General features: G+C 70.7%; 27 protein-coding genes. 5 read left to right on the forward strand and 22 right to left on the reverse strand.

From position 1 onward, the window contains the following. The first annotated feature begins 191 nt into the window (after positions 1-191). Complete coding sequence (locus ACIPWY_RS09355) at positions 192-650, forward strand: ATP-binding protein (protein WP_401532678.1); 459 nt, start codon at positions 192-194, stop codon at positions 648-650. Positions 651-706: 56 nt separating this feature from the next. Here ACIPWY_RS09355 and argF read toward each other — a convergent pair whose 3' ends face one another. From argF to ACIPWY_RS09375, 4 genes are all read right to left on the reverse strand, one after another. Next, the gene (gene argF, locus ACIPWY_RS09360; RefSeq protein WP_362906803.1) at positions 707-1,714 is read right to left on the reverse strand and encodes an ornithine carbamoyltransferase; all 1,008 of its coding nucleotides are present in this window, start codon (positions 1,712-1,714) and stop codon (positions 707-709) included. Between the two features lie 133 nt (positions 1,715-1,847). Further along, entirely contained in the window at positions 1,848-3,071 is a 1,224-nt protein-coding gene (locus ACIPWY_RS09365; protein WP_362906805.1) for an arginine deiminase, read from the reverse strand. Positions 3,072-3,146: 75 nt separating this feature from the next. Continuing rightward, positions 3,147-5,720 carry a polynucleotide kinase-phosphatase gene (locus tag ACIPWY_RS09370; RefSeq protein WP_401532573.1) on the reverse strand — a complete coding sequence of 858 codons (2,574 nt, stop codon included), beginning with the start codon at positions 5,718-5,720 and terminating at the stop codon, positions 3,147-3,149. Beyond that, positions 5,717-7,426, reverse strand: a complete 1,710-nt coding sequence (locus ACIPWY_RS09375) for a 3' terminal RNA ribose 2'-O-methyltransferase Hen1 (protein WP_401532575.1) — start codon at positions 7,424-7,426, stop codon at positions 5,717-5,719. Before ACIPWY_RS09375 ends, ACIPWY_RS09370 begins: the two co-directional genes overlap by 4 nt. Before the next feature lie 104 nt (positions 7,427-7,530). Between ACIPWY_RS09375 and ACIPWY_RS09380 the strand changes: the two genes are divergently transcribed. Together ACIPWY_RS09380 and ACIPWY_RS09385 are read left to right on the forward strand one after the other, a co-directional pair. Beyond that, positions 7,531-8,454, forward strand: coding sequence for an LLM class F420-dependent oxidoreductase (locus ACIPWY_RS09380; RefSeq protein WP_401532577.1), 924 nt, complete (start codon positions 7,531-7,533; stop codon positions 8,452-8,454). A gap of 586 nt (positions 8,455-9,040) precedes the next feature. Beyond that, positions 9,041-9,238 (forward strand): hypothetical protein, encoded by a 198-nt coding sequence (locus ACIPWY_RS09385; RefSeq protein WP_362906813.1) that lies wholly within the window; start codon positions 9,041-9,043, stop codon positions 9,236-9,238. Positions 9,239-9,314: 76 nt separating this feature from the next. On the opposite strand, the gene ACIPWY_RS09390 is transcribed toward ACIPWY_RS09385, so the two are convergent. The 9 genes from ACIPWY_RS09390 to ACIPWY_RS09430 form a co-directional block, all read right to left on the reverse strand. Then, entirely contained in the window at positions 9,315-9,794 is a 480-nt protein-coding gene (locus ACIPWY_RS09390) for a DUF6099 family protein (protein WP_362906815.1), read from the reverse strand. A gap of 188 nt (positions 9,795-9,982) precedes the next feature. Next, positions 9,983-10,315, reverse strand: coding sequence for a nucleotide pyrophosphohydrolase (locus ACIPWY_RS09395; protein WP_362906817.1), 333 nt, complete (start codon positions 10,313-10,315; stop codon positions 9,983-9,985). After that, on the reverse strand, positions 10,312-11,460 hold the full coding sequence (locus ACIPWY_RS09400) for an ATP-binding protein (RefSeq protein ID WP_362906819.1): 1,149 nt from the start codon (positions 11,458-11,460) through the stop codon (positions 10,312-10,314). Before ACIPWY_RS09400 ends, ACIPWY_RS09395 begins: the two co-directional genes overlap by 4 nt. Positions 11,461-11,613: 153 nt before the next feature. Then, the gene (locus ACIPWY_RS09405; protein ID WP_362906821.1) at positions 11,614-12,000 is read right to left on the reverse strand and encodes a cell division protein SepF; all 387 of its coding nucleotides are present in this window, start codon (positions 11,998-12,000) and stop codon (positions 11,614-11,616) included. A gap of 139 nt (positions 12,001-12,139) precedes the next feature. Continuing rightward, positions 12,140-13,477: an ABC transporter permease gene (locus ACIPWY_RS09410; RefSeq protein WP_362906823.1), complete on the reverse strand. Its 1,338-nt coding sequence runs from the start codon at positions 13,475-13,477 to the stop codon at positions 12,140-12,142. A 3-nt stretch (positions 13,478-13,480) separates the two neighbouring features. Next, entirely contained in the window at positions 13,481-14,281 is an 801-nt protein-coding gene (locus ACIPWY_RS09415; RefSeq protein ID WP_362906825.1) for an ABC transporter ATP-binding protein, read from the reverse strand. Between the two features lie 151 nt (positions 14,282-14,432). Further along, a complete protein-coding gene (locus tag ACIPWY_RS09420) occupies positions 14,433-14,828 on the reverse strand; it encodes a helix-turn-helix transcriptional regulator (protein ID WP_362906827.1) in 396 nt (131 codons plus the stop codon). A gap of 183 nt (positions 14,829-15,011) precedes the next feature. Beyond that, positions 15,012-15,506, reverse strand: a complete 495-nt coding sequence (locus ACIPWY_RS09425) for a DUF3237 domain-containing protein (protein ID WP_362906828.1) — start codon at positions 15,504-15,506, stop codon at positions 15,012-15,014. A gap of 6 nt (positions 15,507-15,512) precedes the next feature. Continuing rightward, positions 15,513-15,986, reverse strand: coding sequence for an ester cyclase (locus tag ACIPWY_RS09430; protein ID WP_401532582.1), 474 nt, complete (start codon positions 15,984-15,986; stop codon positions 15,513-15,515). Positions 15,987-16,091: 105 nt separating this feature from the next. Between ACIPWY_RS09430 and ACIPWY_RS09435 the strand changes: the two genes are divergently transcribed. Further along, complete coding sequence (locus ACIPWY_RS09435; protein WP_362906832.1) at positions 16,092-16,745, forward strand: TetR/AcrR family transcriptional regulator; 654 nt, start codon at positions 16,092-16,094, stop codon at positions 16,743-16,745. A gap of 269 nt (positions 16,746-17,014) precedes the next feature. Continuing rightward, positions 17,015-17,569 carry a DUF7010 family protein gene (locus ACIPWY_RS09440; RefSeq protein WP_362906834.1) on the forward strand — a complete coding sequence of 185 codons (555 nt, stop codon included), beginning with the start codon at positions 17,015-17,017 and terminating at the stop codon, positions 17,567-17,569. A 228-nt stretch (positions 17,570-17,797) separates the two neighbouring features. On the opposite strand, the gene ACIPWY_RS09445 is transcribed toward ACIPWY_RS09440, so the two are convergent. The 9 genes from ACIPWY_RS09445 to ACIPWY_RS09485 form a co-directional block, all read right to left on the reverse strand. Then, on the reverse strand, positions 17,798-18,136 hold the full coding sequence (locus ACIPWY_RS09445) for a MerR family transcriptional regulator (RefSeq protein WP_362906836.1): 339 nt from the start codon (positions 18,134-18,136) through the stop codon (positions 17,798-17,800). A gap of 188 nt (positions 18,137-18,324) precedes the next feature. Next, complete coding sequence (locus ACIPWY_RS09450; protein ID WP_362906838.1) at positions 18,325-18,636, reverse strand: SCO5918 family protein; 312 nt, start codon at positions 18,634-18,636, stop codon at positions 18,325-18,327. 7 nt (positions 18,637-18,643) lie between these two features. Beyond that, positions 18,644-18,838 carry a hypothetical protein gene (locus ACIPWY_RS09455; RefSeq protein WP_362906840.1) on the reverse strand — a complete coding sequence of 65 codons (195 nt, stop codon included), beginning with the start codon at positions 18,836-18,838 and terminating at the stop codon, positions 18,644-18,646. Positions 18,839-19,013: 175 nt separating this feature from the next. Further along, positions 19,014-20,471 (reverse strand): DEAD/DEAH box helicase, encoded by a 1,458-nt coding sequence (locus tag ACIPWY_RS09460; protein WP_401532586.1) that lies wholly within the window; start codon positions 20,469-20,471, stop codon positions 19,014-19,016. Between the two features lie 217 nt (positions 20,472-20,688). After that, positions 20,689-20,892, reverse strand: a complete 204-nt coding sequence (locus ACIPWY_RS09465; RefSeq protein ID WP_362906844.1) for a cold-shock protein — start codon at positions 20,890-20,892, stop codon at positions 20,689-20,691. Positions 20,893-21,177: 285 nt separating this feature from the next. Next, complete coding sequence (locus tag ACIPWY_RS09470; protein ID WP_362906846.1) at positions 21,178-21,645, reverse strand: hypothetical protein; 468 nt, start codon at positions 21,643-21,645, stop codon at positions 21,178-21,180. 43 nt (positions 21,646-21,688) lie between these two features. After that, a complete protein-coding gene (locus ACIPWY_RS09475; RefSeq protein ID WP_401532588.1) occupies positions 21,689-22,126 on the reverse strand; it encodes a cupredoxin family copper-binding protein in 438 nt (145 codons plus the stop codon). A 217-nt stretch (positions 22,127-22,343) separates the two neighbouring features. Further along, positions 22,344-22,934, reverse strand: coding sequence for a TetR/AcrR family transcriptional regulator C-terminal domain-containing protein (locus ACIPWY_RS09480; protein WP_362906850.1), 591 nt, complete (start codon positions 22,932-22,934; stop codon positions 22,344-22,346). 90 nt (positions 22,935-23,024) lie between these two features. Continuing rightward, positions 23,025-23,840 carry an SDR family NAD(P)-dependent oxidoreductase gene (locus ACIPWY_RS09485; protein WP_362906852.1) on the reverse strand — a complete coding sequence of 272 codons (816 nt, stop codon included), beginning with the start codon at positions 23,838-23,840 and terminating at the stop codon, positions 23,025-23,027. Positions 23,841-24,059 lie beyond the last annotated feature (219 nt).

Genomic DNA, 24,059 nt, shown 5'->3' on the forward strand with positions numbered 1-24,059 from the left:
GTACGCGATACGCGAGCCCCTGCCGCGGGCGTTCGGCCTATGTAGGAAGCACACAGGGAGGCGGGTGCCGGACATCACGGAGAAGGGTGTCGAACGGCCCTTTCCGGCGACGCCTTACCATTCGTATGGTTGAAAGCAGGACAGCCCATCCGCTGTCAGCCCCTGTCACCCCCTGTCAGGACACCTGCACCCTGAACGGACCCGCCGTGCCCACACCGCCTGCCCCCACCTCCTGGCGCATCGCGCTGCCGCATACAGCGGCAGCGGTGCCGGTCGCGCGTGCCCTGGTGCGCACAGCCCTGGCGGAGATCGAGTCACCCGTCGCCGACAGCGACACGGCGGAGCTGCTCACGGCGGAGCTGGTGGCGAACGCCGTCGAGCACACGGCGGGCAGCGGCCCCATCGAGCTGGTCGTGGAGCTACTGGCGTCGGGCTGCCAGGTCGAGGTGCACGACGGGGACCCGGCACCGCCCGGCGACCTGACCCTGCCCGTCCCGGCGAAGGAGCCGGACCCGTGGCAGGAGCACGGGCGCGGCCTGCTGCTGATCCGCACCCTGAGCTCGTCCTGCGGACATCGCCCCACCGCGTCCGGCAAGGCGGTCTGGTTCACCCTTCCCGCGGTGCCGGCACAGCGGACGAGCCCGGAATAGGCCGACGCAGCGCACCGAGCCCGCAGTGGTACGCGCCCGCTCTGGCGGCGCGGACGTCAGGCCAGTGTGGCGACCATGATCGCCTTGATGGTGTGCAGCCGGTTCTCGGCCTCGTCGAAGACGACCGAGTGCGCCGACTCGAAGACCTCGTCCGTGACCTCCAGCGAGTCCAGGCCGTACGTCTCGTGGATCTCGCGCCCGACCTTGGTTCCCAGGTCGTGGAAGGCGGGCAGGCAGTGCAGGAACTTGACGTCCGCGTTCCCGGTGGCGCGCAGGACGTCCATCGTCACGGCGTACGGCTTGAGAGCGGTTATGCGCTCGGCCCACACCTCCTTGGGCTCACCCATGGAGACCCAGACGTCGGTGGCGACGAAGTCGGCTTCCGCGACGCCCTCGGCGACGTCCTCGGTGAGCGTGAGGCGGGCACCGCTCGCCTCCGCGAGCTTGCGGGCCTGCGCGACGACCTCCTCGGCCGGCCAGTACGCCCGCGGCGCCACGATCCGGACGTCCATGCCGAGCAGCGCGCCGGTCACCAGGTACGAGTTGCCCATGTTGAACCGGGCGTCACCGAGGTAGGCGAAGGCGATCCGGTCGAGCGGCTTGCCGCAGTGCTCGACCATCGTGAGGACGTCGGCGAGCATCTGCGTGGGGTGCCAGTCGTCGGTCAGGCCGTTGTAGACCGGCACGCCCGCGTACGCGGCGAGCTCCTCCACGCCGGACTGGCTGTCCCCGCGGTACTCGATGGCGTCGAACATCCGGCCGAGGACCCGGGCCGTGTCCCGCACGGACTCCTTGTGGCCGACCTGAGAGCCGGACGGGTCCAGGTAGGTCGTGGACGCGCCCTGGTCGGCCGCGGCGACCTCGAAGGCGCAGCGCGTACGGGTCGAGGTCTTCTCGAAGATCAGCGCGATGTTCCGGCCCGCGAGGTGCCGCGTCTCCGTCCCCGCCCTCTTGGCCGCCTTCAGCTCGGCGGCGAGGTCGATCAGGCCGCGGAACTCCTCGGCGGTGAAGTCCACCTCCTTGAGGAAGTGGCGGCCGGTGAGGTCGGGACGGACTGTCGCCATGGGGCGCTCCTGGGGTACGCGTAAAGGGCTCATGCTTCAGAGATACTGGAAGTCTATACGACGCTCCACATTTCTATACAGGACACGATCGGTCTGTCCACGACACCGCCGGTCCATACAGGACACCGTCGCTCTACACAGGATCCCGCTCGACCGGGCAGCTCATGCAGCGCGGGCCGCCCCTGCCCCGCCCCAGCTCGCTGCCCAGGATCTCTATGACCTCGATGCCCTGCTTGCGCAGATAGGTGTTCGTCGTGGCGTTGCGCTCGTAGGCGACGACGACGCCCGGTTCCACGGCCAGCACGTTGCACCCGTCGTCCCACTGCTCCCGCTCGGCCGCGTGCACGTCCTGCGTGGCGGTCAGGACCCGGATCTCACTGAGGCCCAGCGCGGCGGCGATGGCCCGGTGCATGTGCTCCGGAGGATGGTCGGTGACCTTCAACTCCCGCTCCCCCGCGCCCGGTTCGATGGTGTACGAGCGCAGCATGCCGAGCCCCGCGTACTGCGTGAACGTGTCGCCGTCGACCATCGTCATCACGGTGTCGAGGTGCATGAACGCCCGCCGCTTCGGCATGTCGAGCGCCACGATCGTCTTCGCGGAACCCGCCGCGAACAGCTTGTGCGCCAGCATCTCGACGGCCTGCGGGGTGGTGCGCTCGCTCATCCCGATGAGGACGGCGCCCTGCCCGATCACCAGGACGTCACCGCCCTCGATCGTGGACGGGTAGTCGGCCTGCCCCTGCGACCAGAGGTGGAAGCCCGTGTCGCGGAACAGCGGATGGTGCCGGTAGATCGCCTCGAAGTGGACGGTCTCGCGCTGCCGGGCGGGCCACCGCATCGCGTTGATGGAGACACCGTCGTAGATCCAGGCCGAGGTGTCGCGGGTGAAGAGGTGGTTGGGGAGCGGGCCGAGCAGGAAGTCGTCGAGGTCCATCGCATGGAAGCGGACCGACGTCGGCTCGGGGTGCCGGTCGAGGAACTCCCGCTTGGTCATGCCGCCGACCAGCGCCTCGGCCAGGTCCGTGGCCGGCATCGTCTCGAAGGCGGCCCTGAGGTGGTCGGTGGCGAGCGGCCCGTACTCCTTCTCGTCGAAGACCCGGTCGAGCACGAGGGACCTGGCGTCCCCGATGGCGAGCGTCTCGGTGAGCAGGTCGCCGAAGAGGTGCACGGTCACGCCCCGGTCCCGCAGCACGTCGGCGAACCCGTCGTGCTCCTGCCTGGCCCGGCGCACCCACAGCACGTCGTCGAAGAGCAACGCGTCCTTGTTGCTCGGGGTGAGCCGCTTGAGCTCCAGATCGGGGCGGTGCAGGATGACGCGGCGCAGCCGCCCGGCCTCGGAGTCGACGTGGAATCCCATGGACCCATCTTTCCCCGGCCGGACGGCCCGCGCCCCCGCAATCAAGGAGCTGGGTGGCGGCTCACATCCGCGCGCTCACAGCCTCGGGTCGACGGGCTCCGACTCGAGCGCGAGGACCGCGAACACGGCCTCGTGGACCCGCCACAGCGGCTCCCCGTCCGCGAGGCGGTCGAGCGCCTCGAGACCGAGCGCGTACTCGCGGATCGCGAGCGAGCGCTTGTGCCCGAGGAACCGGCCGCGCAGGCGCTCCAGATGGTCGGGGCGCGTGTACTCGGGACCGTAGATGATCCGCAGGTACTCACGGCCCCGGCACTTGATGCCCGGCTGAACGAGCCGGCCCTTGCCGTCGCGCGTGAGCGGCTCGACCGGCTTGACGACCATGCCCTCGCCGCCGCGGCCCGTCATCTCCAGCCACCAGTCGACACCGGCGTTCACGGACGCCTCGTCGCCGGTGTCCACGAAGAGCCGCCGGGTGGTCTGCAGGAGCCCGGAGCCGTCGTGCTCGACCATGCGGTCGATGAACGCGAGCTGCTCGTCGTGCGGCAGCGCGGCCAGCGACCGTCCCTGCACGGCCAGGATCTGGAACGGTGCGAGCCGGACCCCGTCGAGTCCGTCCGTCGTCCAGCAGTAGCGTCGGTAGGCGTCCGTGAACGCGGCCGCGCCGGCGGCCCGTTCACGCTGCCTGCCGAGCAGTTCGCCCACGTCGACGCCGCGCGCCGCCGCCGCTTCCAGACCGGCGAGCGCGTCCGGGAACACGGCACCGGACGCGGCGCCCACGGCGGCGTACTGCGAGCGCAGCAGGCCAGACGCCTTGAGCGACCAGGGCATCAGCTCCGCGTCGAGCAGCAGCCAGTCCGTGTCGAGTTCGTCCCACAGGCCCGCGTCCGTGACGGCGGCGCGCACCCGGCCGAGGATCTCCTCGGTGACCTGCGCGTCAGCGAAGAAGGACCGTCCGGTACGGGTGTAGAGCGCGCCGGTGGGCCCTGCCGGAACGCCGAAGCGCTCCCGCGCCACATCCACGTCCCGGCACACCAGGGCCACGGCCCGCGAGCCCATGTGCTTCTCCTCGCACACGACGCGCCCCACCCCGTCGGCGGCGTACTGGGCGAAGGCCTCGGCGGGGTGCTCCAGGAAGTGTTCATCAGCGGCTTTGCCGCGGGCGTCTTCCCTTGACGTCGCCGTCGGCGCCATCGTCGGCGGCAGGTACGGGACCAGGCGCGGGTCGACGGCGAAGCGGCTCATGACCTCCAGGGCCGCCGCCGCGTTCTCCTCGCGCACGGCTACGCGTCCGGCGTGCCGGGTCTCGACGGCCCGCCGTCCGTGCACGTCGGCGAGGTCGAGCGGCCGCCCGTCGTGCCCGCCGGGCGCCTCGGCCCGCAGCGGCCTCGACGGCTCGTACCAGACCTTCTCGGCGGGTACGTCGACCAGTTCGCGCTCCGGCCAGCGCAGCGCGGTCAGCTTGCCGCCGAACACGGCGCCCGTGTCCAGGCAGATGGTGTTGTTCAGCCAGGTGGCCTGCGGGACCGGTGTGTGGCCGTAGACGACGGCCGCGCTGCCGCGGTAGTCCTCGGCCCACGGGTAGCGCACCGGCAGGCCGAACTCGTCGGTCTCGCCGGTCGTGTCCCCGTACAGCGCGTGCGAGCGCACCCGTCCGGACGTGCGCCCGTGGTACTTCTCGGGCAGGCCCGCGTGGCACACCACGAGCTTGCCCCCGTCGAGGACGTAGTGGCTGACGAGGCCGTCGACGAACCGTGCGACCTCCTGCGTGAACTCCTCGCTCTCGCCCGCGAACTGCTCGACGGTCTCGGCCAGGCCGTGCGTGTGCTGGACCTTTCGGCCCTTGAGGTAACGGCCGAACTTGTTCTCGTGGTTCCCGGGCACGCACAGCGCGTTGCCCGACCTGACCATCGACATGACGCGGCGCAGGACGCCCGGGGAGTCGGGCCCCCGGTCGACGAGGTCGCCGACGAACACCGCCGTACGGCCCTCGGGGTGGACACCGTCCGCGTAGCCGAGCCTGGCGAGCAGCGTCTCCAGCTCGGAGGCGCAGCCGTGGATGTCGCCGATGATGTCGAAGGGGCCCGTGAGGTGCGTGAGGTCGTTGTAGCGCTTCTCGCGTACGACCTCGGCGCTGTCGGCCTCTTCCGCGCCGCGCAGGATGTGGACCTTGCGGAAGCCCTCACGCTCCAGGTGACGCAGGGAGCGCCGCAGTTCACGGGTGTGCCGGGAGATGACGCGGCGGTGCATACCGGCGCGGTCGGCGCGCTCCGCGTTGCGCGCGGCGCAGACCTCCTCGGGGATGTCGAGGACGATGGCGATGGGCAGCACGTCGTACTGCCGCGCCAGGTCGACGAGCTGCTTGCGGCTCTCCTGCTGGACGTTGGTCGCGTCGACGACGGTGAGCCGCCCGGCCGCGAGACGCTTGCCCGCGATGTAGTGGAGCACGTCGAAGGCGTCGCGGCTGGCGCTCTGGTCGTTCTCGTCGTCGGCGACGAGCCCCCGGCAGAAGTCGCTGGAGATGATCTCGGTGGGCTTGAAGTGCCGCCGCGCGAACGTCGACTTGCCGGACCCCGAGGCGCCGACGAGGACGACGAGGGACAGGTCGGTGACGGGGAGCGTACGAGCGTGGGAACCGGGGGTGGCGGTCATGCGGCCTTCGCCTCCTTCGGGCTCGGGGCGGTTCGAGGCTGGTCGGTTCGGGTCCGGTCGGTCACGGCCCGGTCGGTCCGGGGCTGGTCGGTTCGAGGCTGGCCGGTCCGGGTCCGGTCGGTCACGGCCCGGTCGGTCCGGGGCTGGTCGGTTCGAGGCTGGCCGGTCCGGGGCTGGTCGGTTCGAGGCTGGCCGGTCCGGGGCTGGTCGGTTCGCGGCTGGCCGGTTCGGGTCCGGTCGGTCACGGCCCGGCCGGTCCGGGGCTGGTCGGTCAGGGTGAAGACGGCCATCTGTGTAGGCGGGCCGACCTCGGGGTCGTCGGGTCCTACGGGCTCGAACTCGACGCCGTAGCCGTGCCGTTCGGCCACCGCGTGCGACCAGGTGCGAAACTCCTCGCGGGTCCACTCGAAGCGGTGGTCGCCGTGCCGCACGTGCCCGGCGGGCAGGGTCTCCCAGCGGACGTTGTACTCGACGTTCGGCGTCGTCACGAGGACCGTCCCCGGCCGCGCGGAGCCGAACACCGCGTACTCCAGCGCGGGCAGCCGCGGCAGGTCGAGGTGCTCGACGACCTCGCTGAGGACCGCCGCGTCATACCCCTTGAGCCGCTTGTCGGTGTACGCGAGCGAGCCCTGAAGCAGCGTGACGCGGGAGGCCTGGCGCTCGCCCATCCGGTCGATCTTGAGGCGGCGGGCGGCGATCGTCAGGGCCCTCATCGACACGTCGACACCCACGACCTCGGTGAACCGGGTGTCCTTGAGCAGCTCCTGCACCAACTGGCCCTGCCCGCAGCCCAGGTCGAGCACCCGCCCGGCCCCGGCCGCCCTGAGTGCCGCGATGATGGCGTCGCGCCGCTGAACGGCCAGCGGTACGGGCCGCTCCTCGGTGTCCGTCGCCTCGTCGACCGCGTTGTCGATGTCCTCGACGTCGGTGTCGTCCGTCTCGGCGAGCCGGACCAGCTCCAGGCGCTCCATGGCGCGGCGGGTGAGCGCCCAGCGTCGCGAGAGGTAGCGGCTGGTGATGAGCTTCTGCTCGGGATGCGTGGGCAGCCAGCCCTCACCCGCCCGCAGCAGCTTGTCGACCTCGTCGTCCGACACCCAGTAGTGCTTGGCGTCGTCGAGCACGGGGAGCAGCACATACAGGTGCCGCAGTGCCTCGGCGAGCCGCAGTTCGCCCTCCAGGGCGAGACGCACGTAGCGCGAGTCGCCCCACTCGGGGAACTGCTCGTCGAGCGCCACCGGCTCGGCCGTCACCGTGGCCCAGCCGAGCGGCTCGAAGAGCCGGCGCACCAGCGCCGCACCGCCGCGCGCGGGCACCGCGGGCACCTCGATGCGCAGCGGCATCGGCTGCTCGGCCCGCTCGGGCCTGGCCTTGCACTGCCCGCGCAGGGCGCTGGAGAACACGTTGCCGATCGCCACGGCGAGCAGGGACGACGCGGCGTACGGCCGGTCGTTCACGTACTGCGCGAGCGCCGCGTCCGGGGCGCCACCGCGGCCCTTGCCCTTGCCGCGACGCACGAGCGCGACCGGATCCACCTCCAGGAGCAGCGCCGCGGTGCAGCGCTCCGCGGACGCCTCCGGGTACAGGACGTGCGCGGTTCCGTGCGAGGTGGAGAACGCCTGCGCGTTGTCGGGATGCTTGTGCAGCAGAAACCCGAGGTCGGTCGCGGGGCGTTCAGGGGTGCCGGTCGTGCTGATCGTCAGGAACACGTGTCCGAGTATGGTCCGCCCGTACCGCCTCCGACCACGCATTTCTCTCCGGGGACGCTGCGGTTCTAAAGGGTCACCTGAAGTGACCGGTGCATGATGGATGAATGGATCTTCGAGTCTTCACAGAACCGCAGCAGGGCGCGACCTACGAGACGCTTCTCCGCGTCGCGAAGGCCGCTGAAGACCTCAATTACGGAGCGTTTTTCCGGTCTGACCACTACTTGCACATGGGCTCCGCCGACGGGCTCCCCGGCCCCACCGATGCCTGGATCACGCTGGCCGGCCTCGCACGCGAGACACAGCGGATCCGCCTGGGCACGCTGATGACCGCGGGCACCTTCCGCCTCCCCGGCGTTCTCGCGATCCAGGTCGCGCAGGTCGACCAGATGTCGGGCGGCCGTGTGGAGTTGGGCCTCGGCTCAGGGTGGTACGAGGCGGAGCACGACGCTTACGGAATCCCCTTCCCGAAGGAGAAGTTCGGCCGCCTGGCGGAGCAACTCGCCATCGTCACGGGCCTGTGGAGTACGCCCGTCGGCGAGCACTTCAACTTCAACGGCACGTACTACCAGCTGAAGGACTCCCCCGCGCTGCCGAAGCCGAAGCAGAGCAAGGTGCCGGTCCTGATCGGCGGGCACGGTGCCAAACGGACCCCGGCGCTCGCCGCGCAGTACGCCGACGAGTTCAACATCCCGTTCGCCTCGCTCGCCGACACGGCGCAGCAGTTCAAGCGCGTACGTACGGCGGCGGCGGAGCGCGGCCGCAGCGCCGACAGCCTCGTCTACTCCAACGCCCTGGTGGCGTGCGTCGGGAAGACAGACACCGACGTGCGGCGCCGCGCCGCCACCATCGGCCGCGATGTGGACGAGCTCAAGGCGAACGGGCTCGCCGGGTCGCCGGCCGAGGTCGTCGAGCGCATCGCCGCGTACCAGTCCGTCGGCTCGCAGCGGATGTATCTCCAGATGCTCGACCTGGACGACCTGGACCACCTGGAGCTGATCGCCACCGAGGTGATGCCCCAGCTGTCCTAGGCCGCCACGCGCGATGGCTTCCTGAGCGGCCGAGCGGTCGCCGATCGGTCACGATGGGCTGAGCGGTGCGCGGCCGCAGCGGCCTGAGCAACGTGCGGCCCGAGCGGTGCGCGGCCCCGGCGACCGGACCGGCGCGCGAGCTGAGCGGCGTGCAGCCCCGGCGACCTGAGCGGTGTGCGGCCTGAGCGGCGCGCGGCCTGAGCGGCGTGCAGCCCCGGCGACCTGAGCAGCGCGCAAGCCAAGCGGCGTGCAGCCCCGGCGACCTGAGCAGCGCGCGGCCTGAGCGGCGCGCGAGCTGAGCGGCGCGCGAGCTGAGCGGCGCGCAGCCGCGCCGCCGCCCGGCTGCACCACGCGGGGCGTCAACTCCGCCGGTCCCGGGCGCTCCGGCCCCGCCCCGGTCGGGTGAATATCCGTCAACCGGGCACGTGGCGGGTGCCCGCGCCAGTGACCCGGCCAGCCGAGTGATCGTTGCCTCGGGCGGTGCCGGACCGTCCGGCACCCGCTCCGGCGGCGGCCGCCGCTGCCAGGGCGACGCTTGCGTGAACTGCCTTCCCCCGCGGGGAAGGCGAGGGCCGAGGAGGCCGTCATGTCCCAGGAAGCCATGTCCGAACAGGTCGTGCACGAACCGGCCCTGCCGGATCAGCAGGGCGCGCCCAAGGGGCTGCTCCAGCAGATGGAAGAGCTGATGGCCGCGCTCAACGCGGATCTGTCACAACTCGACGCCGACCTTCAGCAGTCCACCGGACCCGGCGCCCCGTTCGCCGACGAGGGCCACCGCCTCTGACCCCGCCGGGGGCGCGCGCGTCGCACGGATGCCGGTGCGCCCCCGAAGCCCGCCGCCGCACCGGCTCGGCGGCCTCCTACGCCGCCGAGTCCGGCTCCGATTCCGACATCGCGTCGTGGCGCAGCTCGAGTCGGCGGATTATCTCGAGGACCCTGTCGCGTGATTCGTCCGCGGCGTCGATGGCATCCATGCAGTACCAGTAATCCCCCTCCTCCTCCGCCTCGCTGGCGATGCCCACCAGGGCGATCCCCACTTCCCCGAGCAGCGCGGCCAGACCGGTCAACGCCTTCTGCGCCTCCGGCAGGTCCGTGAGCTGCGCCGCCCGTATGCCGCCCGCGCCGATGACCGGGATCGCCGAGCCCGAGCAGCCTCTGCCGCCCGCCTCGCTGAGTCCGAGCGCCTCGCCCCTGAGCTCCGGCGGGCCCTCCCGCGCCAGCCTGTTCCCCATGGCCTGTGCGAGGGCCTGGGCCTGCCATGCCTCCCGTGTGATGGCCGGCGCGTCCTGGCTCTCCGCCAGGGCCCGTCGGCTCGCCCTGATGAGTCGCACCGCGTCCATACGCCGCCCCCGTCCTCAACTCCCTTGTCCACTACCCAGAGTGAGGGTCAGAGTGGCGAAAAGCCAGAGGACGACCGAAATCTGTGGACACGGAATCCAATGTTGATAATTCTGTGACTCCATAGAGTGACAAGAGCGGTCGTGCGGCCCTACCACCCGGTCTCAGCCGCCGGTGCCGGCCGTCGGCCTCAGCCCTCCCCCGGCACCGGAAACCGTGCCTCGTTGCGGTCGATCTTCGCCGACAGGGCCGCCAGCGCGTCGATCCCGAGCACCTCGCACAGTTGCAGCAGATAGGCGAGGACGTCTGCCACCTCGTCACGCACCCGGTGCGCGGTCTCCGGGTCCGTCATCACGTCGGCCGACTCCTGTGGCGTCAACCACTGGAAGATCTCGACCAGTTCGGACGCCTCCACGCTCAGCGCGGCCACCAGGTTCTTCGGCGTGTGGTACTGCTCCCAGTTCCTGGCCGCAGCGAACTGCGCCAGTCGGCGCTGCAGCGCCGCCACATCAAGTTCTGTCACGGCCCCAGGTCTACCACCGCCGCGCCGTGCTCCCGCGCCGCCCACGTCCCGTCGCCGACCGCCCCCGCGAGGCGGATGTGCCCGCGCCCGCACATCCGCTCCGCGAGCGCCGTCAGCTCCCGCAGCTGCCGCGGGTCGAGGCTGCGGTCGAGGCCGTCGGCGAGGACGGTGAGCGTCTGGTACGCCTCGGGGACCTCCGCGACCGGGTCGACCGCGAGCACCCGGGGTCCGGTGAGCAGGACCAGGGCGAGCGCCAAATACCTCAACTCGCCGTCCCCGAGCCGGTCGACGGGGGTACGAAGGCCGTCACCGCGGTCGAGCACGGCCCGTACCGTGCCGTTGCCGAGGTCCTCCGACAGGACGTCGACGACAGGTCCCGCGCAGCCGGCCCGGGCGGCGGCGACGAGCAGCGCGTGCCGGATGCCGCACTCGGAGCGCGTGCGCCACAGGACGGCGGCGAGGTTGTCGCAGCCGGTCAGGAGGCGGTCGGCGGTGGCCTGGGCGGGGCCGCGCATGCGGGCGGGCTGGGGGTCGCAGGGGAAGACGGAGCGCAGGGCGACCACCACCTGTTCGGCGGCGGCGATGACGAGCCGCTGGCCCTCCGTCTTGCCTGCGACGCGCAACGGCAGGAGCGCCGTGCCGAGCAGGTCGTCCGGCAGGGGCGCGCGGGTCACCGCGGTCGCGCCCGCCGTGTGCCAGGCGGCCTGGACGACGCGGCGTCCGGGGTCGCGCAGCGCGGTCTCCAGGAGGGTGTGGCCGTCGCAGGTCAACCGTTCGCCCACGATGCGCAGTTCGGGCTCCGCCTGGACGGCGAGGTCGAGGCGGACCGGTCCGACGGCTCCGGTGACGGTGCAGCCGATGCGGAAGCCGCGGCGTCGCTGCGCGTCGGGCCGGGCCCGGTCCGGCACACAGGCGGACGGGTCGGAGAACACCTCGTCGAGAGCCGCGCCGCCCCCGAGCCGGGCCAGACCTTCGTAGGCCTTCAGGGCGCTGGACTTGCCGCTCCCGCTCGGTCCCGCGAAGAGGGTCAGCGGGCCGAGCGCGAAACCGGCACCGCGGTGCGCGGCGAAGGCGGAGAGCCGCAGTTCGGTGACGCTCGGCCGGTCCTGGGGGGCCGGGGGTGCGCCCCGCGCGAGCAAGCTCATGTTCCGGACGGTATGCGGCGGCGGGTCCGGCGAACCGTTCCTCTGGACGGATCTTCCTACGATCGGGGGACCAGGAGCCTTGGCCGGGTGACTAGGGCCTGTCGTTTGGACCAGACCCCGCTCCCTGATCCGGCCTGATCCAAACGACAGGCCCTACGCCCGGGGAACAGCCCCCGCCACGAAGTCCTGCACCTCGGTGCCGGGAGGGGCGAGCAGGAAGACATTGCGGTCGACGCGGTGCATGCCGCAGCCGAGGCCCATGACCACTCCGCTGCTGAAGTCCAGGACGCGCTTGGCGACATCGGACTCGGCACCGCTGAGGTCGAGCAGCACGGGGATGCCCGTCATGACGGTCTCGGCGACCTCGCGGGCGTCCGCGAACACATTGACCCGCAGCACGACGAACCGTCGCCGCGCCTCGGTCTCCGCTTCGGGGACGGCCCTGTGGTCGACCGCCGACGGCCATGCGTTCCGGCCGCGCAGAGGTACTACCTGGGCGAGCCCTTCCCATTGTTCGTCAGTGACGTCGTGGCTGTTCACTGCCCCCACCCCGTCCGGGCTCGTACTTTTGTCTGCACCCGCCATTCTTACGCCAAGTCACCCGTTCAGCCCAACAGCGACACGGTCCGCATCCGCCGTGGTGGCGGGCGCGTACCGTGCCGGGCGGGCGGATCCGGGTTCAGGCGGCGACCGAGACGGCGTCCACGGCCTTGACGCGCAGGGTCCTGCGGGCCGTACCCAGACTGGTCACGAGTGTCGCCGTGGCCGCCAATGCCACGACCGTGAGCCAGATTCCGAGGCCCTGGCCGGGCAGGAGCGAGTCGGTGCGGACCGCGGTGAAGGGCACGATTCCCGCGAGGCCCGCGACCGTGCCGAAGAACACACCCGTCACCGTGAGGACGAGGCTCTCGACCGCGACCGTCCCGAGGACCTGGCCCGGCGTGGCACCGGCGAGGCGCTGCCGGCCGAACTCGCCGACCCGATAGGACGTCGCCGCGTACAGGGTGTTGACGAGCATGACGCAGGCGAAGACGACGATGATGCCGACGACCACGAAGTTGAGGGTCTCCAGGTTCTTGTCCCCGACGGACTTGGCGACGCCGGACGCCTTGATCGCGTCGCTCTCCACGGCCTGCATGTAGAGGGTGGCCGTGGCCATGCCGGTGAACAGGATCAGCGGCATCAGGACGCCGGAGAGCTGGTCGGCGCGCTGCCGCATGTTCCGTACCGTCAGATAGCCGCTCGCACCGGTGAGTGCGGTGAGCAGGGGTTCCGCGCGGCCGAGGAAGCCGCGCAGCAGGGCCGGGGACAGGAGCGCGAAGCCTACGGAGAGCAGGATCGCGCCGTAGGCGGGCGCCGCCATGAGGGCCGCGTCGGTGGACTTCATGGCGAAGGTGCACAGGACACCGGCGGCGCCGGCGGCGAGGGCGCCCCAGGCCGCGAACTTCCGTGCCCTGCCCCGGCCTTGGCGCATCCCGGCGGCCGCCCTCGTGGCCCGCCGCACCGCGAGGAACGCGGCGCCCGCGGAGGCGAGCAGGGTGACGGCGACGCCGGACATGAGGGCGACGGGGCCGAACACGTAGCTGACGCCGTCGGCGACCTGGCCGCTGTCCTTGAACACGTCGAGCAGGGCGTTGCCGCCGAGCGTCGCGGGTCCGACGGCGAGCACCGCACCGGCGAGGGCGACGATCACGGACTCACCGACGATCATGCGCTTGATCTGGGCGGGGGTGGCGCCGGTGTGGCGCAGGAGGGTGATCTCGTCGGTGCGTTGGCGGACGTTGACGGTCAGAGTGGAGGCGACGGCGAAGAACACGAGGAGCGTTCCGTACCCGCCGACGACGCTCGCCGCGGTGGTGAGGGTGTCCGCGCTGACGTGGTCGACGCCGGGGGCGCCCGCCGTGTCGTGCAGCGAGTTGAACGTCATGATGATCGCCGCGCCGAGGAACGCGGACAGGAGCGTCGCGAGGAGGCGTCCGGGGCGCAGCCGGACGGAGCGCAGGGCGAGTGCGAACACGGCTCACACCCCCGCCGGCGTGGTGTCACCGAGGTGCGCGAGGCGCTCGGCCACGGCGTCGACGGTGGGTGCGGTCATCTCGCCTGCGAGGCGGCCGTCCGCGAGGAAGAGCACGCAGTCCGCGTACGAGGCGGCGACCGGGTCGTGCGTCACCATGACGACGGTCCTGCCGTGCAGGCGCACGGCTTCCTGGAGGAGGCGCAGGACGTCGCGCGCGCTGCGGGTGTCGAGGGCGCCGGTGGGTTCGTCCGCGAAGATGACGCTGGGCTCGGTGACCAACGCGCGGGCGATGGCGGCGCGTTGACGCTGGCCGCCGGAGAGCTGGTCGGGCCGGTGGCCGAGCCGGTCACCGAGGCCGACCTGGGTGAGGATCTCCTGCGCGCGGACCCGGTTCACCCGCCGCCCGGCGAGCCGGAGCGGCAGGGTGGTGTTCTGGGCGACGGTCAGCGTCGGCAGCAGGTTGTACTGCTGGAAGACGAAGCCGATCCGGCGGCGGCGGAACTTGGTGAGGGCGGCCTCGGTGCCGCCCGTCATCTCCTCGCCGTCGACCATCACGATGCCGCTGTCGGGCCGGTCGAGGCCGGCCGCGCACTGCAGGAGCGTCGACTTGCCGGAGCCGGAGGGCCCCATCACGGCGGTGAACGTCCCGGCCCGCAGGCTCAGGGTCACGTCGTCGAGGGCGGTGACGGCGTTCTCGGCGCCCTCCCCGGCCCCGTACGTCTTGCTGACCTTGACGAGGCGCAGGGCCTCGCCGCCGTGCCCTGCCGGTCCGCTGCCGCCCGCCCGGCCCGTACGTCGGAACATGGTCTCTCCCCGTCCACCGTCGTCGTCACGGCGCTGACTGCGCCATGTCCACGACGTTAGGGACGGCGGCGGCCCGGCACATGGGGCGTACGCACCGGACCTCGGGTGTTGCTACGTACACCTCTCACGTCCGGGTGCCCGGCGGGCCGGGTCAGGTGAGGTCGATGTGTACGTTGGTCGACTTCACGCGGGCGGTGGCCTGCATGCCCACTTCGAGGCCGAGCTCCTCGACGGCCTCGCGGGTCAGGAGGGAGACGAGCCGGTGCGGGCCCGCCTGGATCTCGACCTGGGCCGCCACGTCGCCGAGCTTCACGCCGGTGACGATGCCGGGGAAGGCGTTGCGGGCGGAGGTGTACGAGGCGTCCTCGTCGTCGCCGCCCGACTGGCCGACCTCGATGGAGAAGGCCGCCAGGTCCTGGCCGCGGATCAGGCGGCGACCACCCTCGTCGCGGTGGGTGGCGACGCGGCCCGCGTCCGCCCAGCGGCGTGCCGTGTCGGGGCTGACGCCCAGCAGACGCGCCGCCTGCCCGATGGTGTAGGACTGCATGCGCGGAACTCTAGTGCCCTGACCACGCAGTCACCGGCCAGAAAGAGCACGTCCTGGCGTGGGCCGGTGACTGCGTGGTCGCATCTCCTGCTGCCACACAGCTCTTCGCACAGGTCGTTCAGACAGCTCGTTCAGACAGGTCGTTCAGACAGGCCGTTCACACAGGTCGTTCAGACAGGCCGTTCAGACAACTCGCGAGACCTTGTACGCGATTCCACCTTCGATCAGGTACCCCGAGCCCACGCAGACGACGTCGTTCAGCCATGCGTATCGCTCCGCCCCCGTTTCGAAGAGGGGGTTCGTCCGGAAGTAGTAGCGGGCGGGGTCGACTCGGTGCCGCGTGGCGGGATCGGCGATGTCGGCCCGCAGTTCGGGCGGGGTGACCCAGCGGCCGCCGTAGGTCATGTGCAGCAGGTCGCCGTCGTGCGTCCGCAAGGTCAGCCGGACGTCGAGCGTCATCACGCCGTCTGGGCGGAACAACGTCCAGTCCCCGCCCCCGGGGAGAACCTCGCCGCGTAGGCCCGGCCCCTCGAACGTCCCTCCCGCGGAGCCGAAGAGGACCCGTCGGCCCAACGGGCCGGGGCCGATGTCCAGCCGCGGGTTCAAGTCCACGGCCATGTCGAAGAGATGCGTCGTCCTGATCTCGTCGATGTCTCTCAGCCGAGCGTCTGCTGCCATGTCCCCTCACGTTCGAATGGGTTCGGTCCCCGGAGCGGAGGGCGTGGACGCGGCCGCTCCGAACAGCTTTCGCCTGACCGCGTCCGTCGAGACGCCTGACTGGGCACACAGCTCCGACAGATCGAAGAAGAAGCGCTCGCCTGCGATCAGGCCGTCCTTGAAGGCGAACTGAATGAACACCGGCAACTCGGCCCGCCTGCCATTGGGGTGCACGCCGAATCGGTCACCCGTCATGGTCATCCTCACCGTCCCCCAGCAGACCAGTGCGTCGCCGTCGGCAGCGTGCCCTTCGAGAGCGACCTGGTAGTCGGGGAAGGAGGCGAAGAATCCGGTCAGTGCCCTTTCGTTCGCGGCCAGGCCCTGAGCCCTCGTCCCGAAAGCCGGAGCGTCCAGGACCATGTCCCGGTGGAAGAGCTCCATGGCTGCGGGCACGTCCTGCCGGCTCTTCGCAGTGGCCAACGCCTGTGCCAGCTCTGACATTCGACGGCTGTCCACGTCGCGCACCTCCTGATTGCCCGCTCCAAGAAATAACGTACGATCGGTCGTACGTTAATCGCAAGAGGAATCCGGCAGGAGGATGGGGCGATGAGCGAAGTGGAGCAGCGGGGCGTTGCCGGTTCCACCGACGGCGCTGACGTGGGTACGTCGGATCGGCGCGTGCTGCGTGGTGCGCGGTCCCGACGCACGATCGTCCGCCATGCCGTGGACGTGGCATCGCTGGAAGGACTCGACGGGCTCAGCATCGGCCGACTGGCCACCGACCTCGGGATCAGCAAGAGCGGCGTGCAGACCCTCTTCGGGACGAAGGAGAACCTGCAGGTCGCGGCGGTCAGTTGCGCACGTGACGTGTTCGGGGACGCGGTCGTCCGCCCCGCACAGTCCGCGCCTCGCGGAGCGGCGCGGGTGCGCGCGCTCATCGAACGCTGGATCGAGTACGCGTCGGTGCCGCTGTTCCCGGGCGGTTGCTTCTGGGCGGCGAACCTGGCCGGCTTCGACAGCCGATCCGGGCCGGTGCGTGACGCGCTGTTCCGCAGCCAGCGCGACTGGCGTGACCTCATCGCCGCCGAGCTGCGCCATGCCGTCCACGCCGGAGAGATCGCTCAGCTCGACGCCGGCCTCGCCGCCTTCCAGCTCGATGCGGTACTCCTCGCCGCCAACACCGCGTTGCGGCTCGGCGACGAAGAGGTCGTGGACAAGGTGCGGCTCGTGACCGAGTCGTTCCTCGTCCCGCCGAACTGATCCACTGTCACGGGCACCGCCCGGGCCACGGCGCCCGGCTTCTCGGGGCGCCCCGTTCGCCCACGTTCTGCGCACCTGCCAGGAAGTCTTCAACAGATCCGGCTGAATGTTCTGACTGGAATTCCCCGGCGGCATCTTGCACCCGAAAAGGGAATCCGGGACGACCGCTTGCATACGTCACCGCTTTCGTGACGCCGGTGCCTGCCGCGTCACGCACGGGTTGGGCGAAAACCGGCAGGCACGCGCGAAGATCGCTGTACTCTCCGGCCATGACTACGGACACGGAGTGCCTGGCACTCACGCAGAACCTGCGCCGCCGCGGGGCGATCGTCCTCGCGGTTTTTGCCCTGGTGTGGGCTTTTGCGGGCGGCTCCGGCATAAGCGCCGTGGGGGTTTCGGTGACGGTCGGCATACTCGCCGCCGCGGTGACCGTCGCGGCGGTGGTCCTGGCGTTCCGCGGCGGGGCCGGTCAAGCCTCGCGCATGGTGCGGCTCCCGGAGAAGTGGAACCGCGGGGTCGGCCTGGTGAACATGGCCGAGCTGGTGGCGATCTTCGTGGTGATCGCCGCGTCGAACGCGAGCGGCCACCCGGAGCTGATCCCGCCCGGCATCTGCCTGGTCGTGGGCCTGCACTTCTTCCCGCTCGCCCGCCTCTTCGACCAGTGGCAGTACAAGTGGACGGCTGTCCTGCTGACGGCCGTCGCGGTGGCGGGTCTGGTGGTCGCGGCGGCCGGTACGACCATGGAGACCGTGCGCGTGGTGGTCGGCCTGGGCGCCGCGCTGGTGCTGTGGGCCTCGTCGTTCCACGTCGCCGTGCGGGGCTGAGGCGGGCCTTCTCCGCATCGTCGCCGTTCTTGATGCCGTTGATGCTCATGTGGTGAATTGATTTCGCGGGTTCACGGGTTCAAGGGTTACCGGGTTTCCGGAAATTTACCGAAGCGACCTTCAGAGCGCCCTTCAGAACGACCTTCCGGGAGAATTCCGGGGGTCTTTTTCCTGTCCCTGTTCATCCACCTCGACGCGAGCACCAGCCGGGCGCTCGAGATGTGATTCCTAGTCCTCGGACCCGGCGTCCGGCTCCACCGCCGCGCGGCGGAACTCCTCGTTGATGCGCAGGGCGTCCTCGAGCTGGTCCTCAAGGATGATGATGCGGCAGGCGGCCTCGACCGGGGTGCCCCGGTCGACGAGTTCGCGGGCGCGTGCCGCGATACGCAGCTGGTAGCGGGAGTAGCGGCGGTGTCCGCCGGCCGACCGCAGCGGAGTGATCAGGCGTGCTTCGCCGATCGCCCGCAGGAAGGCGGGCGTGGTGCCGATCATCTCGGCGGCCCGTCCCATCGTGAAGGCGGGGTAATCGTCGTCGTCGAGACGGCCCAGCGGTCCTTCTGCTGTCATTTCACCTCGTCGAGGGGCGCATGGAGGGCCCCCGGCGCCGTCACGGCGGCCGTGCCCGGGGCAAATTGAACACCATGCGTCCGCACGGTCGCGCCGCCGCCGGGCCGCGCGCACGCCGAGGGCCCCGACCTGCGAACCGGTCGGGGCCCTCAGCACTGCCCGGCCTGAGTGGCCCGGCGGTGGTGCGTCTACGCGGGGGCGGGCGACCCCATCAGGGCCGACGCGACCTGGAGCGGGGTGAGTTCAGCCCTCGCGGAGCCGCCCGCGGAGACCTCGGTACAGACGAAGCCGAGCGCGGTCAGCGCCCTGACCACCTCACCGGAGGTGAAGTCGCGCCGGTCCTGGCGGGTGATGACGGCCCCGACCTGCTTGACGGGGTAGCGGCGCCGCCCGATGAGCACGGAGTCGCCGGTGACGGGTTCGGGTTTGACGCCCTTCATCGCGTCCAGCACGTCGCTGCTGAACAGGTCGAAGGGGAATCTGGCGATGACACAGCGCATGAGGGCCTCACAGGGAAGGGGACGGTCCGAAGCTGTGGACGATGTCCCGCAGCTGGATGCGATCGGTGTAGCGGGCGCTGTCACGCGCGGCGCTCAGCTCGGCGCGGCTGACCGTACCGGTGCAGCGGCCGTCCTCGTCGCAGAGGAGGAGATGACCGTCACGGGAGCTGTTGAGGACGGACAGGGCGACCTCGACGGTCATGTCGGCCCAGACGTGAGGTCCCGACGGCCTCAGGGACGCGTTCCCCGAAGGGGGTCGGGCCGTCTCGCGCGGATGTGTCTCGACCAGTGTCAAAGTGCCTCCTACGGGATGGCGGGTTGGAACGACAGGGAGATAGGACCAAGGGAGATGGGGTGAAGGGCTGCGGCGTGACAGGTCAGGACGCCGCGGCGACCGGGGAAGCGGGCTGCCAGGAGGTGGTTGCCGCTCCCGGCCCCGTGCGCGGCTGGTCGGCGATGCGCCTCGGATCGGCGGCGCGCCGGGCCTCGGCGGAACGGCTGCGGCGGCCACGCGTGCTCGACCCGCTGCGCCGAGGGCGTTCCGCCACCGGCGCGGTGATCACGACCGGCACACCGGACGGCGCCCGCGCACCCGTGATGCGGCTCAACTCAGCCTCACCCGACCGGACTTGGGCGATCTGCGGGGTGATCCCGGCGTCGTGCATCAGTCGGCTCATGTCCCTGCGCTGGTTCGGCAGGACGAGGGTGACGACGCTGCCGGACTCACCGGCACGGGCGGTACGGCCGCCGCGGTGCAGGTAGTCCTTGTGGTCGCTCGGCGGGTCGACGTTGACCACGAGGTCGAGGCTGTCGACGTGGATGCCGCGGGCGGCGACGTTGGTCGCGACCAGGACGGTGACGTGGCCGCTCTTGAACTGGGCGAGAGTGCGGGTGCGCTGCGGCTGGGACTTTCCGCCGTGCAGGGCGGCGGCGCGCACACCGACGCCGAGGAGGTCCCGGGTCAGCCGGTCCACGGCGTGCTTGGTGTCGAGAAACATGATGACCCGGCCGTCGCGGGCGGCGATCTCCGTGGTGGCCGCATGCTTGTCGACGGGGTGCACGTGCAGGACGTGGTGTTCCATCGTCGTCACCGCGCCGGCCGACGGGTCGACGGAGTGGACCACGGGGTCGTGGAGATAGCGGCGCACGAGAAGGTCGACGTTGCGGTCGAGCGTGGCGGAGAACAGCATCCGCTGCCCCTCCCGCCGCACCTGGTCGAGCAGGGCCGTGACCTGGGGCATGAAGCCCATGTCGGCCATCTGGTCGGCCTCGTCGAGCACGGTGACGGCCACTTCGTCGAGCCGGCAGTCGCCTCGGTCGATGAGGTCCTTGAGCCGCCCCGGGGTGGCGACGACGATCTCGACGCCCCCGCGCAGCGCTCCGGCCTGACGTCCGATGGACATGCCGCCCACGACGGTGGCCGTCCGCAGCTTCAGCGAGCGCGCGTACGGGGCGAGTGCCTCGGTGACCTGCTGGGCGAGTTCGCGGGTGGGGACGAGGACCAGGGCGAGCGGCCTGCCGGGCTCGGCCCGGCGCCCGGCCGTACGGGCGAGGAGGGCGAGCCCGAACGCGAGGGTCTTGCCGGACCCGGTACGGCCGCGCCCGAGCACGTCACGCCCGGCGAGGGAGTTGGGCAGGGTGGCGGCCTGAATGGGGAACGGCTCGTTCATGCCGAGGCTGGTGAGCATCCGCAGCAGTTCGTCCGGCAGAGCGAGCTCCCCGAAGGAAGAGACGGCGGGGAGGCCCGGCTGTACGCTCTTCGGCAACGCGAACTCCCCGGAAACCACAGTCCGACTCGTTCGCCCGGATCGACCGGCCCCATACGTACGTTTCATGGTCAGAAAACCTTCCTTGACGCGGCACGAAAATGCACGGCACGCGTCAAGGAATTCCCGCGGCATTTGAACAGCACAGGGCATCGCAGGAACGAGCCGAATGATTGGCTGCCGAAATCCAGAACGGCACCCGGAAAAGCAACGAGCTGGGGCCCGCACCCCAAGGTGCGGGCCCCAGCTACGGTCTGCGCGTCAGCTACGACGCCAGGGGGGAACGTCAGGCGGGAACGATGTTCTCGGCCGTCGGGCCCTTCTGGCCCTGACCGATGTCGAAGTTCACCTTCTGGCCTTCCTGCAGCTCACGGAAGCCTGAGGAGGCGATGTTCGAGTAGTGGGCGAAGACGTCGGGGCCGCCACCGTCCTGCTCGATGAAGCCGAAACCCTTTTCCGCGTTGAACCACTTCACGGTGCCAGTAGCCATGTCATATCTCCTTCGGGGCAGTGCCCGGAGCCCACACTGTGCGAACTCCTGTCGCCGCGATCATCGCCCCGCCCGGAAAGACACCGGAAACACAGAAGCGCACCCGCCGAACGAAATGTTCCGGCGGAGGCACTCGAAGTTTTTGGGAACCACAACTGCAACTGAATACAACAGTAGCATGCCATCTGGAAATCCCGCAGAACTCCAAGTTTTCCCGGTCCCACCGACCGGAAAAACTTCAGGCCCCCGCAAGCAATTTCTGCACTCGCCGGAACAGGTATTCGCTCAACGGCCGGAACCGTGCCGACGGGCCAGGAGCCGTTCGCGCCCCCGGCTCACCAGGAGCAGCGTCATCGCCACGACGGTCACGAGCTGCGAGATCACGACGAGGCCCTTCTCCGCGTACCAGAGAGGTTCGTACATGTCGGGCAGCGGGCCGAGCGCGCCGACGTCGACGTAGCGGTAGACCAGCAGGGCCGCGAGGCCGCCGGCCGCGGTGAGCCAGGCGAAGACATCGCCAAGGGAGCGGCGCCAGAACACGACGAGTACGGCGGCGAGCGCGGCGAGGGCGGTCTCGATCCTGAACAAGGAGCCCTGGCTGATCGTGGCCCTGACGGGGTCGTAGCGCGACGCGAGGTCCGCGTGCACGTACGCGTTGACGGCGAGTCCGGCGGCGGCGAGGACGCGGGCCGCCGCGCGCCACGGCCGGCGGGCGGGGCGCGAGGCCGGCGGGTCGGTCGGTTCGTGGGACATGGCTGGGGCTCCCGAGAACGAGGGCGTGCGGGGTACGCCGGCGTCAGCGGACCGTGAGAGTGCCCTTCATGTTCGGGTGGACGGTGCAGATGTAGGAGTACGAGCCCGGCTTGGACGGCGCGGTGATCGTGGCCGACTCCCCCTGCGCGAGGTCACCGGTGTCGAAGGACTTGTCGTCGGCGGTCAGCGTGTGCGGGGCCGAGTCCTCGTTCGTGACGGTGATCTTCGTGCCGGGGCCGACCTCCAACTCGGCCGGCTGGAAGGCGAAGTCCTTGATGGTGACCCTCACTTCGCCTTTGCCGCTCTCGGAGGACGACACCGATGCGGACGCGGATACGGACGCGGACGCGGATACCGACGCGGATGCGGGCGGGGTACTGCTGGACGAGGATCCGTCGCCCGAGTCCGAGCAACCTGTGAGGGTGGTGACCAGGCACAGGGCGGCGACGATCAGGGCCGAGTGCGATCGGCGGTGACGCATGGACATCGTGTCTCCAAGTGGTGTGCGGCGCACGGCAGATGGAGGCCCATGGCCGGACCGCCTGCCGGACGGTGAACACGGGCACCGCTCAGTGATGTCGGCAGGCCGGGACCGTCGCACGAGAGACAGCGCCTGAACGGCCTACATACGACGGAACACACCGAGGCCACCGGAGACACCTGGGACGGGCAGACTCGTGCGGGCGGAGCGCTGCCGGTCAGGCAACGCCCAGCAGGCGGGCCAGGCCGTAGTCGAAGCGGGCGTCGAAGGAGTCGGCGACCATGAGCTGTTCGCCGACCTGGGCGAGCGCGGGATAGGTGTCGGTGGCGACGAGTTCACCGAACGACCCGCGCGGGTTGTCCGACGGGGTCTGCTCTTCCTGGGTCAGGCCCAGGGCGAAGTAGACGATCGACCAGCACAGGCGCGCCGCGTCGGACTCGCGGTAGCCGGCTTCGAGCAGGGCGCCGACGACGGATTCGGCGACGCGCAATGTCTTGCCGGTGCCGGTGAACGTGCCGGCTACCAGGCGGCCGCCGTCACGACGGGCGAGCAGCGCGGCCCGGTAGCGCCCGGCGACGGTGCGGACCCGTTCGATCGGTTCGGCGGGCAGGTCGGTGACGTCGACGCTGCCGACGATGGTGTCGGCCATCGTTTCGATGAGCGTCTGCTTCGTCTTGACGTACCAGCTCACCGAGTTGAGGTGGGAGCCGAGCGTCCGGGCGACCCCGCGCAGCGACAGCCGGTCGAGCCCTTCGGCCTCGAGCGTGGTGAACGCCGCTTCGATGACGTCGTCCTGCGTCCAGCGCATCTCGCTCCCGCCCTTCCCGGTGTTCCTGCCTTTACGCTAACCAGCGACCGCACCTTTGGTCATCGTACAAGTCGGCCGCCCGGGGCCAGGTCAGACGCCGAACGCCGCCTGGGACACCGCGTCCCAGCGCTCCCACTCGCTGATCCGTGCCGCGTACTCCGCCTTGATCACGTCGAGGGGCCCCTTTCCGAAGAAGATCCGCAGCGGCGGCTCGTCCGTGTCGACGAGTTCGAGCAGCGCGGCGCGCGTCGCACCGGGCTCGCCCCGCTCACCGGCCGGGCGTCGCATGCCGGCGCGGAAGTCGTCGTAGGCGGCCAGCCGGTCGGCCTGGACTGCGGACGGGCCGGCCCAGTCGGTGGCGTATCCGGCCGGTTCGACCAGCGTGACCTTGATGCCGAAGTCCTTGACCTCCGCGGCGAGGCTGGCGGTGAATCCCTCCAGGCCGAACTTCGAGGCGTGGTAGATCCCGAGGCCGGGCAGGGAGAACACGCCGGCGATCGAGGACACCTGGACGATGTGCCCCGACCCCTGCGCCCGCAGGTGCGGCAGGGCGGCGTGGACGACCCACAGCGGCCCGAGCAGGTTCACGTCGAGCTGGTCGCGGGCCTGCTGCTCGCTCACCTCCTCGACCATCCCGAACAGGCCGTATCCGGCGTTGTTGACCACGACGTCGAGCTGCCCGAAGTGATCGACGGCGTGCCGCACCGCGGCGTCGACGGCCGCGCGGTCGGTGACGTCGAGCTGGATCGGCAGCACGGCGTCGCCGTGGGTTTTGACCAACTCGTCGAAGGCGCCGGGGGTTCGGCTCGATACGGCGACCCGGTCACCGCGTTCGAGCGCGGCCTCGGCCCACTCCCTTCCGAAACCCTTGGAAGCGCCGGTGATGAACCACGTCTTGACGGACATGCTGTGCTCCTCAGATCGGTGGAGTCGCGCAGTATTGGTCGGTGACCAATTCCCGACCTCAGTAGAGTTGGTCACCGACCAATTGTCAACGGCATGCCCGGACGCGACGCCGCGCGGGAACGCATCCCGGCCCTCGCCCCAGAACGTCTCGGGACCGAAGCGGCCGTGGATCATGGTCCGCGGCAAGCGGCCGCATCGCAGGTAGTCCGCCTTTCATAC

This window comes from Streptomyces sp. NPDC090032, assembly GCF_044748025.1.
GTDB lineage: Bacteria > Actinomycetota > Actinomycetes > Streptomycetales > Streptomycetaceae > Streptomyces.

Bases quoted from the DNA above. Each gene is read 5' to 3' on its own strand.
- ACIPWY_RS09485 (WP_362906852.1), bottom strand. From the start codon at position 23,840: ATGTCCGTCAAGACGTGGTTCATCACCGGCGCTTCCAAGGGTTTCGGA.
- ACIPWY_RS09445 (WP_362906836.1), bottom strand. From the start codon at position 18,136: ATGACAGCAGAAGGACCGCTGGGCCGTCTCGACGACGACGATTACCCC.
- ACIPWY_RS09385 (WP_362906813.1), top strand. From the start codon at position 9,041: ATGTCCCAGGAAGCCATGTCCGAACAGGTCGTGCACGAACCGGCCCTG.
- ACIPWY_RS09370 (WP_401532573.1), bottom strand. From the start codon at position 5,720: ATGACCGCCACCCCCGGTTCCCACGCTCGTACGCTCCCCGTCACCGAC.
- ACIPWY_RS09465 (WP_362906844.1), bottom strand. From the start codon at position 20,892: ATGGCTACTGGCACCGTGAAGTGGTTCAACGCGGAAAAGGGTTTCGGC.
- ACIPWY_RS09425 (WP_362906828.1), bottom strand. From the start codon at position 15,506: ATGGCAGCAGACGCTCGGCTGAGAGACATCGACGAGATCAGGACGACG.
- ACIPWY_RS09400 (WP_362906819.1), bottom strand. From the start codon at position 11,460: ATGAGCTTGCTCGCGCGGGGCGCACCCCCGGCCCCCCAGGACCGGCCG.
- ACIPWY_RS09450 (WP_362906838.1), bottom strand. From the start codon at position 18,636: ATGCGCTGTGTCATCGCCAGATTCCCCTTCGACCTGTTCAGCAGCGAC.
- ACIPWY_RS09460 (WP_401532586.1), bottom strand. From the start codon at position 20,471: ATGAAACGTACGTATGGGGCCGGTCGATCCGGGCGAACGAGTCGGACT.
- ACIPWY_RS09380 (WP_401532577.1), top strand. From the start codon at position 7,531: ATGGATCTTCGAGTCTTCACAGAACCGCAGCAGGGCGCGACCTACGAG.
- argF (WP_362906803.1), bottom strand. From the start codon at position 1,714: ATGGCGACAGTCCGTCCCGACCTCACCGGCCGCCACTTCCTCAAGGAG.
- ACIPWY_RS09390 (WP_362906815.1), bottom strand. From the start codon at position 9,794: ATGGACGCGGTGCGACTCATCAGGGCGAGCCGACGGGCCCTGGCGGAG.
- ACIPWY_RS09470 (WP_362906846.1), bottom strand. From the start codon at position 21,645: ATGTCCCACGAACCGACCGACCCGCCGGCCTCGCGCCCCGCCCGCCGG.
- ACIPWY_RS09430 (WP_401532582.1), bottom strand. From the start codon at position 15,986: ATGTCAGAGCTGGCACAGGCGTTGGCCACTGCGAAGAGCCGGCAGGAC.
- ACIPWY_RS09365 (WP_362906805.1), bottom strand. From the start codon at position 3,071: ATGGGATTCCACGTCGACTCCGAGGCCGGGCGGCTGCGCCGCGTCATC.
- ACIPWY_RS09440 (WP_362906834.1), top strand. From the start codon at position 17,015: ATGACTACGGACACGGAGTGCCTGGCACTCACGCAGAACCTGCGCCGC.
- ACIPWY_RS09420 (WP_362906827.1), bottom strand. From the start codon at position 14,828: ATGCAGTCCTACACCATCGGGCAGGCGGCGCGTCTGCTGGGCGTCAGC.
- ACIPWY_RS09415 (WP_362906825.1), bottom strand. From the start codon at position 14,281: ATGTTCCGACGTACGGGCCGGGCGGGCGGCAGCGGACCGGCAGGGCAC.
- ACIPWY_RS09480 (WP_362906850.1), bottom strand. From the start codon at position 22,934: ATGCGCTGGACGCAGGACGACGTCATCGAAGCGGCGTTCACCACGCTC.
- ACIPWY_RS09475 (WP_401532588.1), bottom strand. From the start codon at position 22,126: ATGCGTCACCGCCGATCGCACTCGGCCCTGATCGTCGCCGCCCTGTGC.
- ACIPWY_RS09455 (WP_362906840.1), bottom strand. From the start codon at position 18,838: ATGACCGTCGAGGTCGCCCTGTCCGTCCTCAACAGCTCCCGTGACGGT.
- ACIPWY_RS09435 (WP_362906832.1), top strand. From the start codon at position 16,092: ATGAGCGAAGTGGAGCAGCGGGGCGTTGCCGGTTCCACCGACGGCGCT.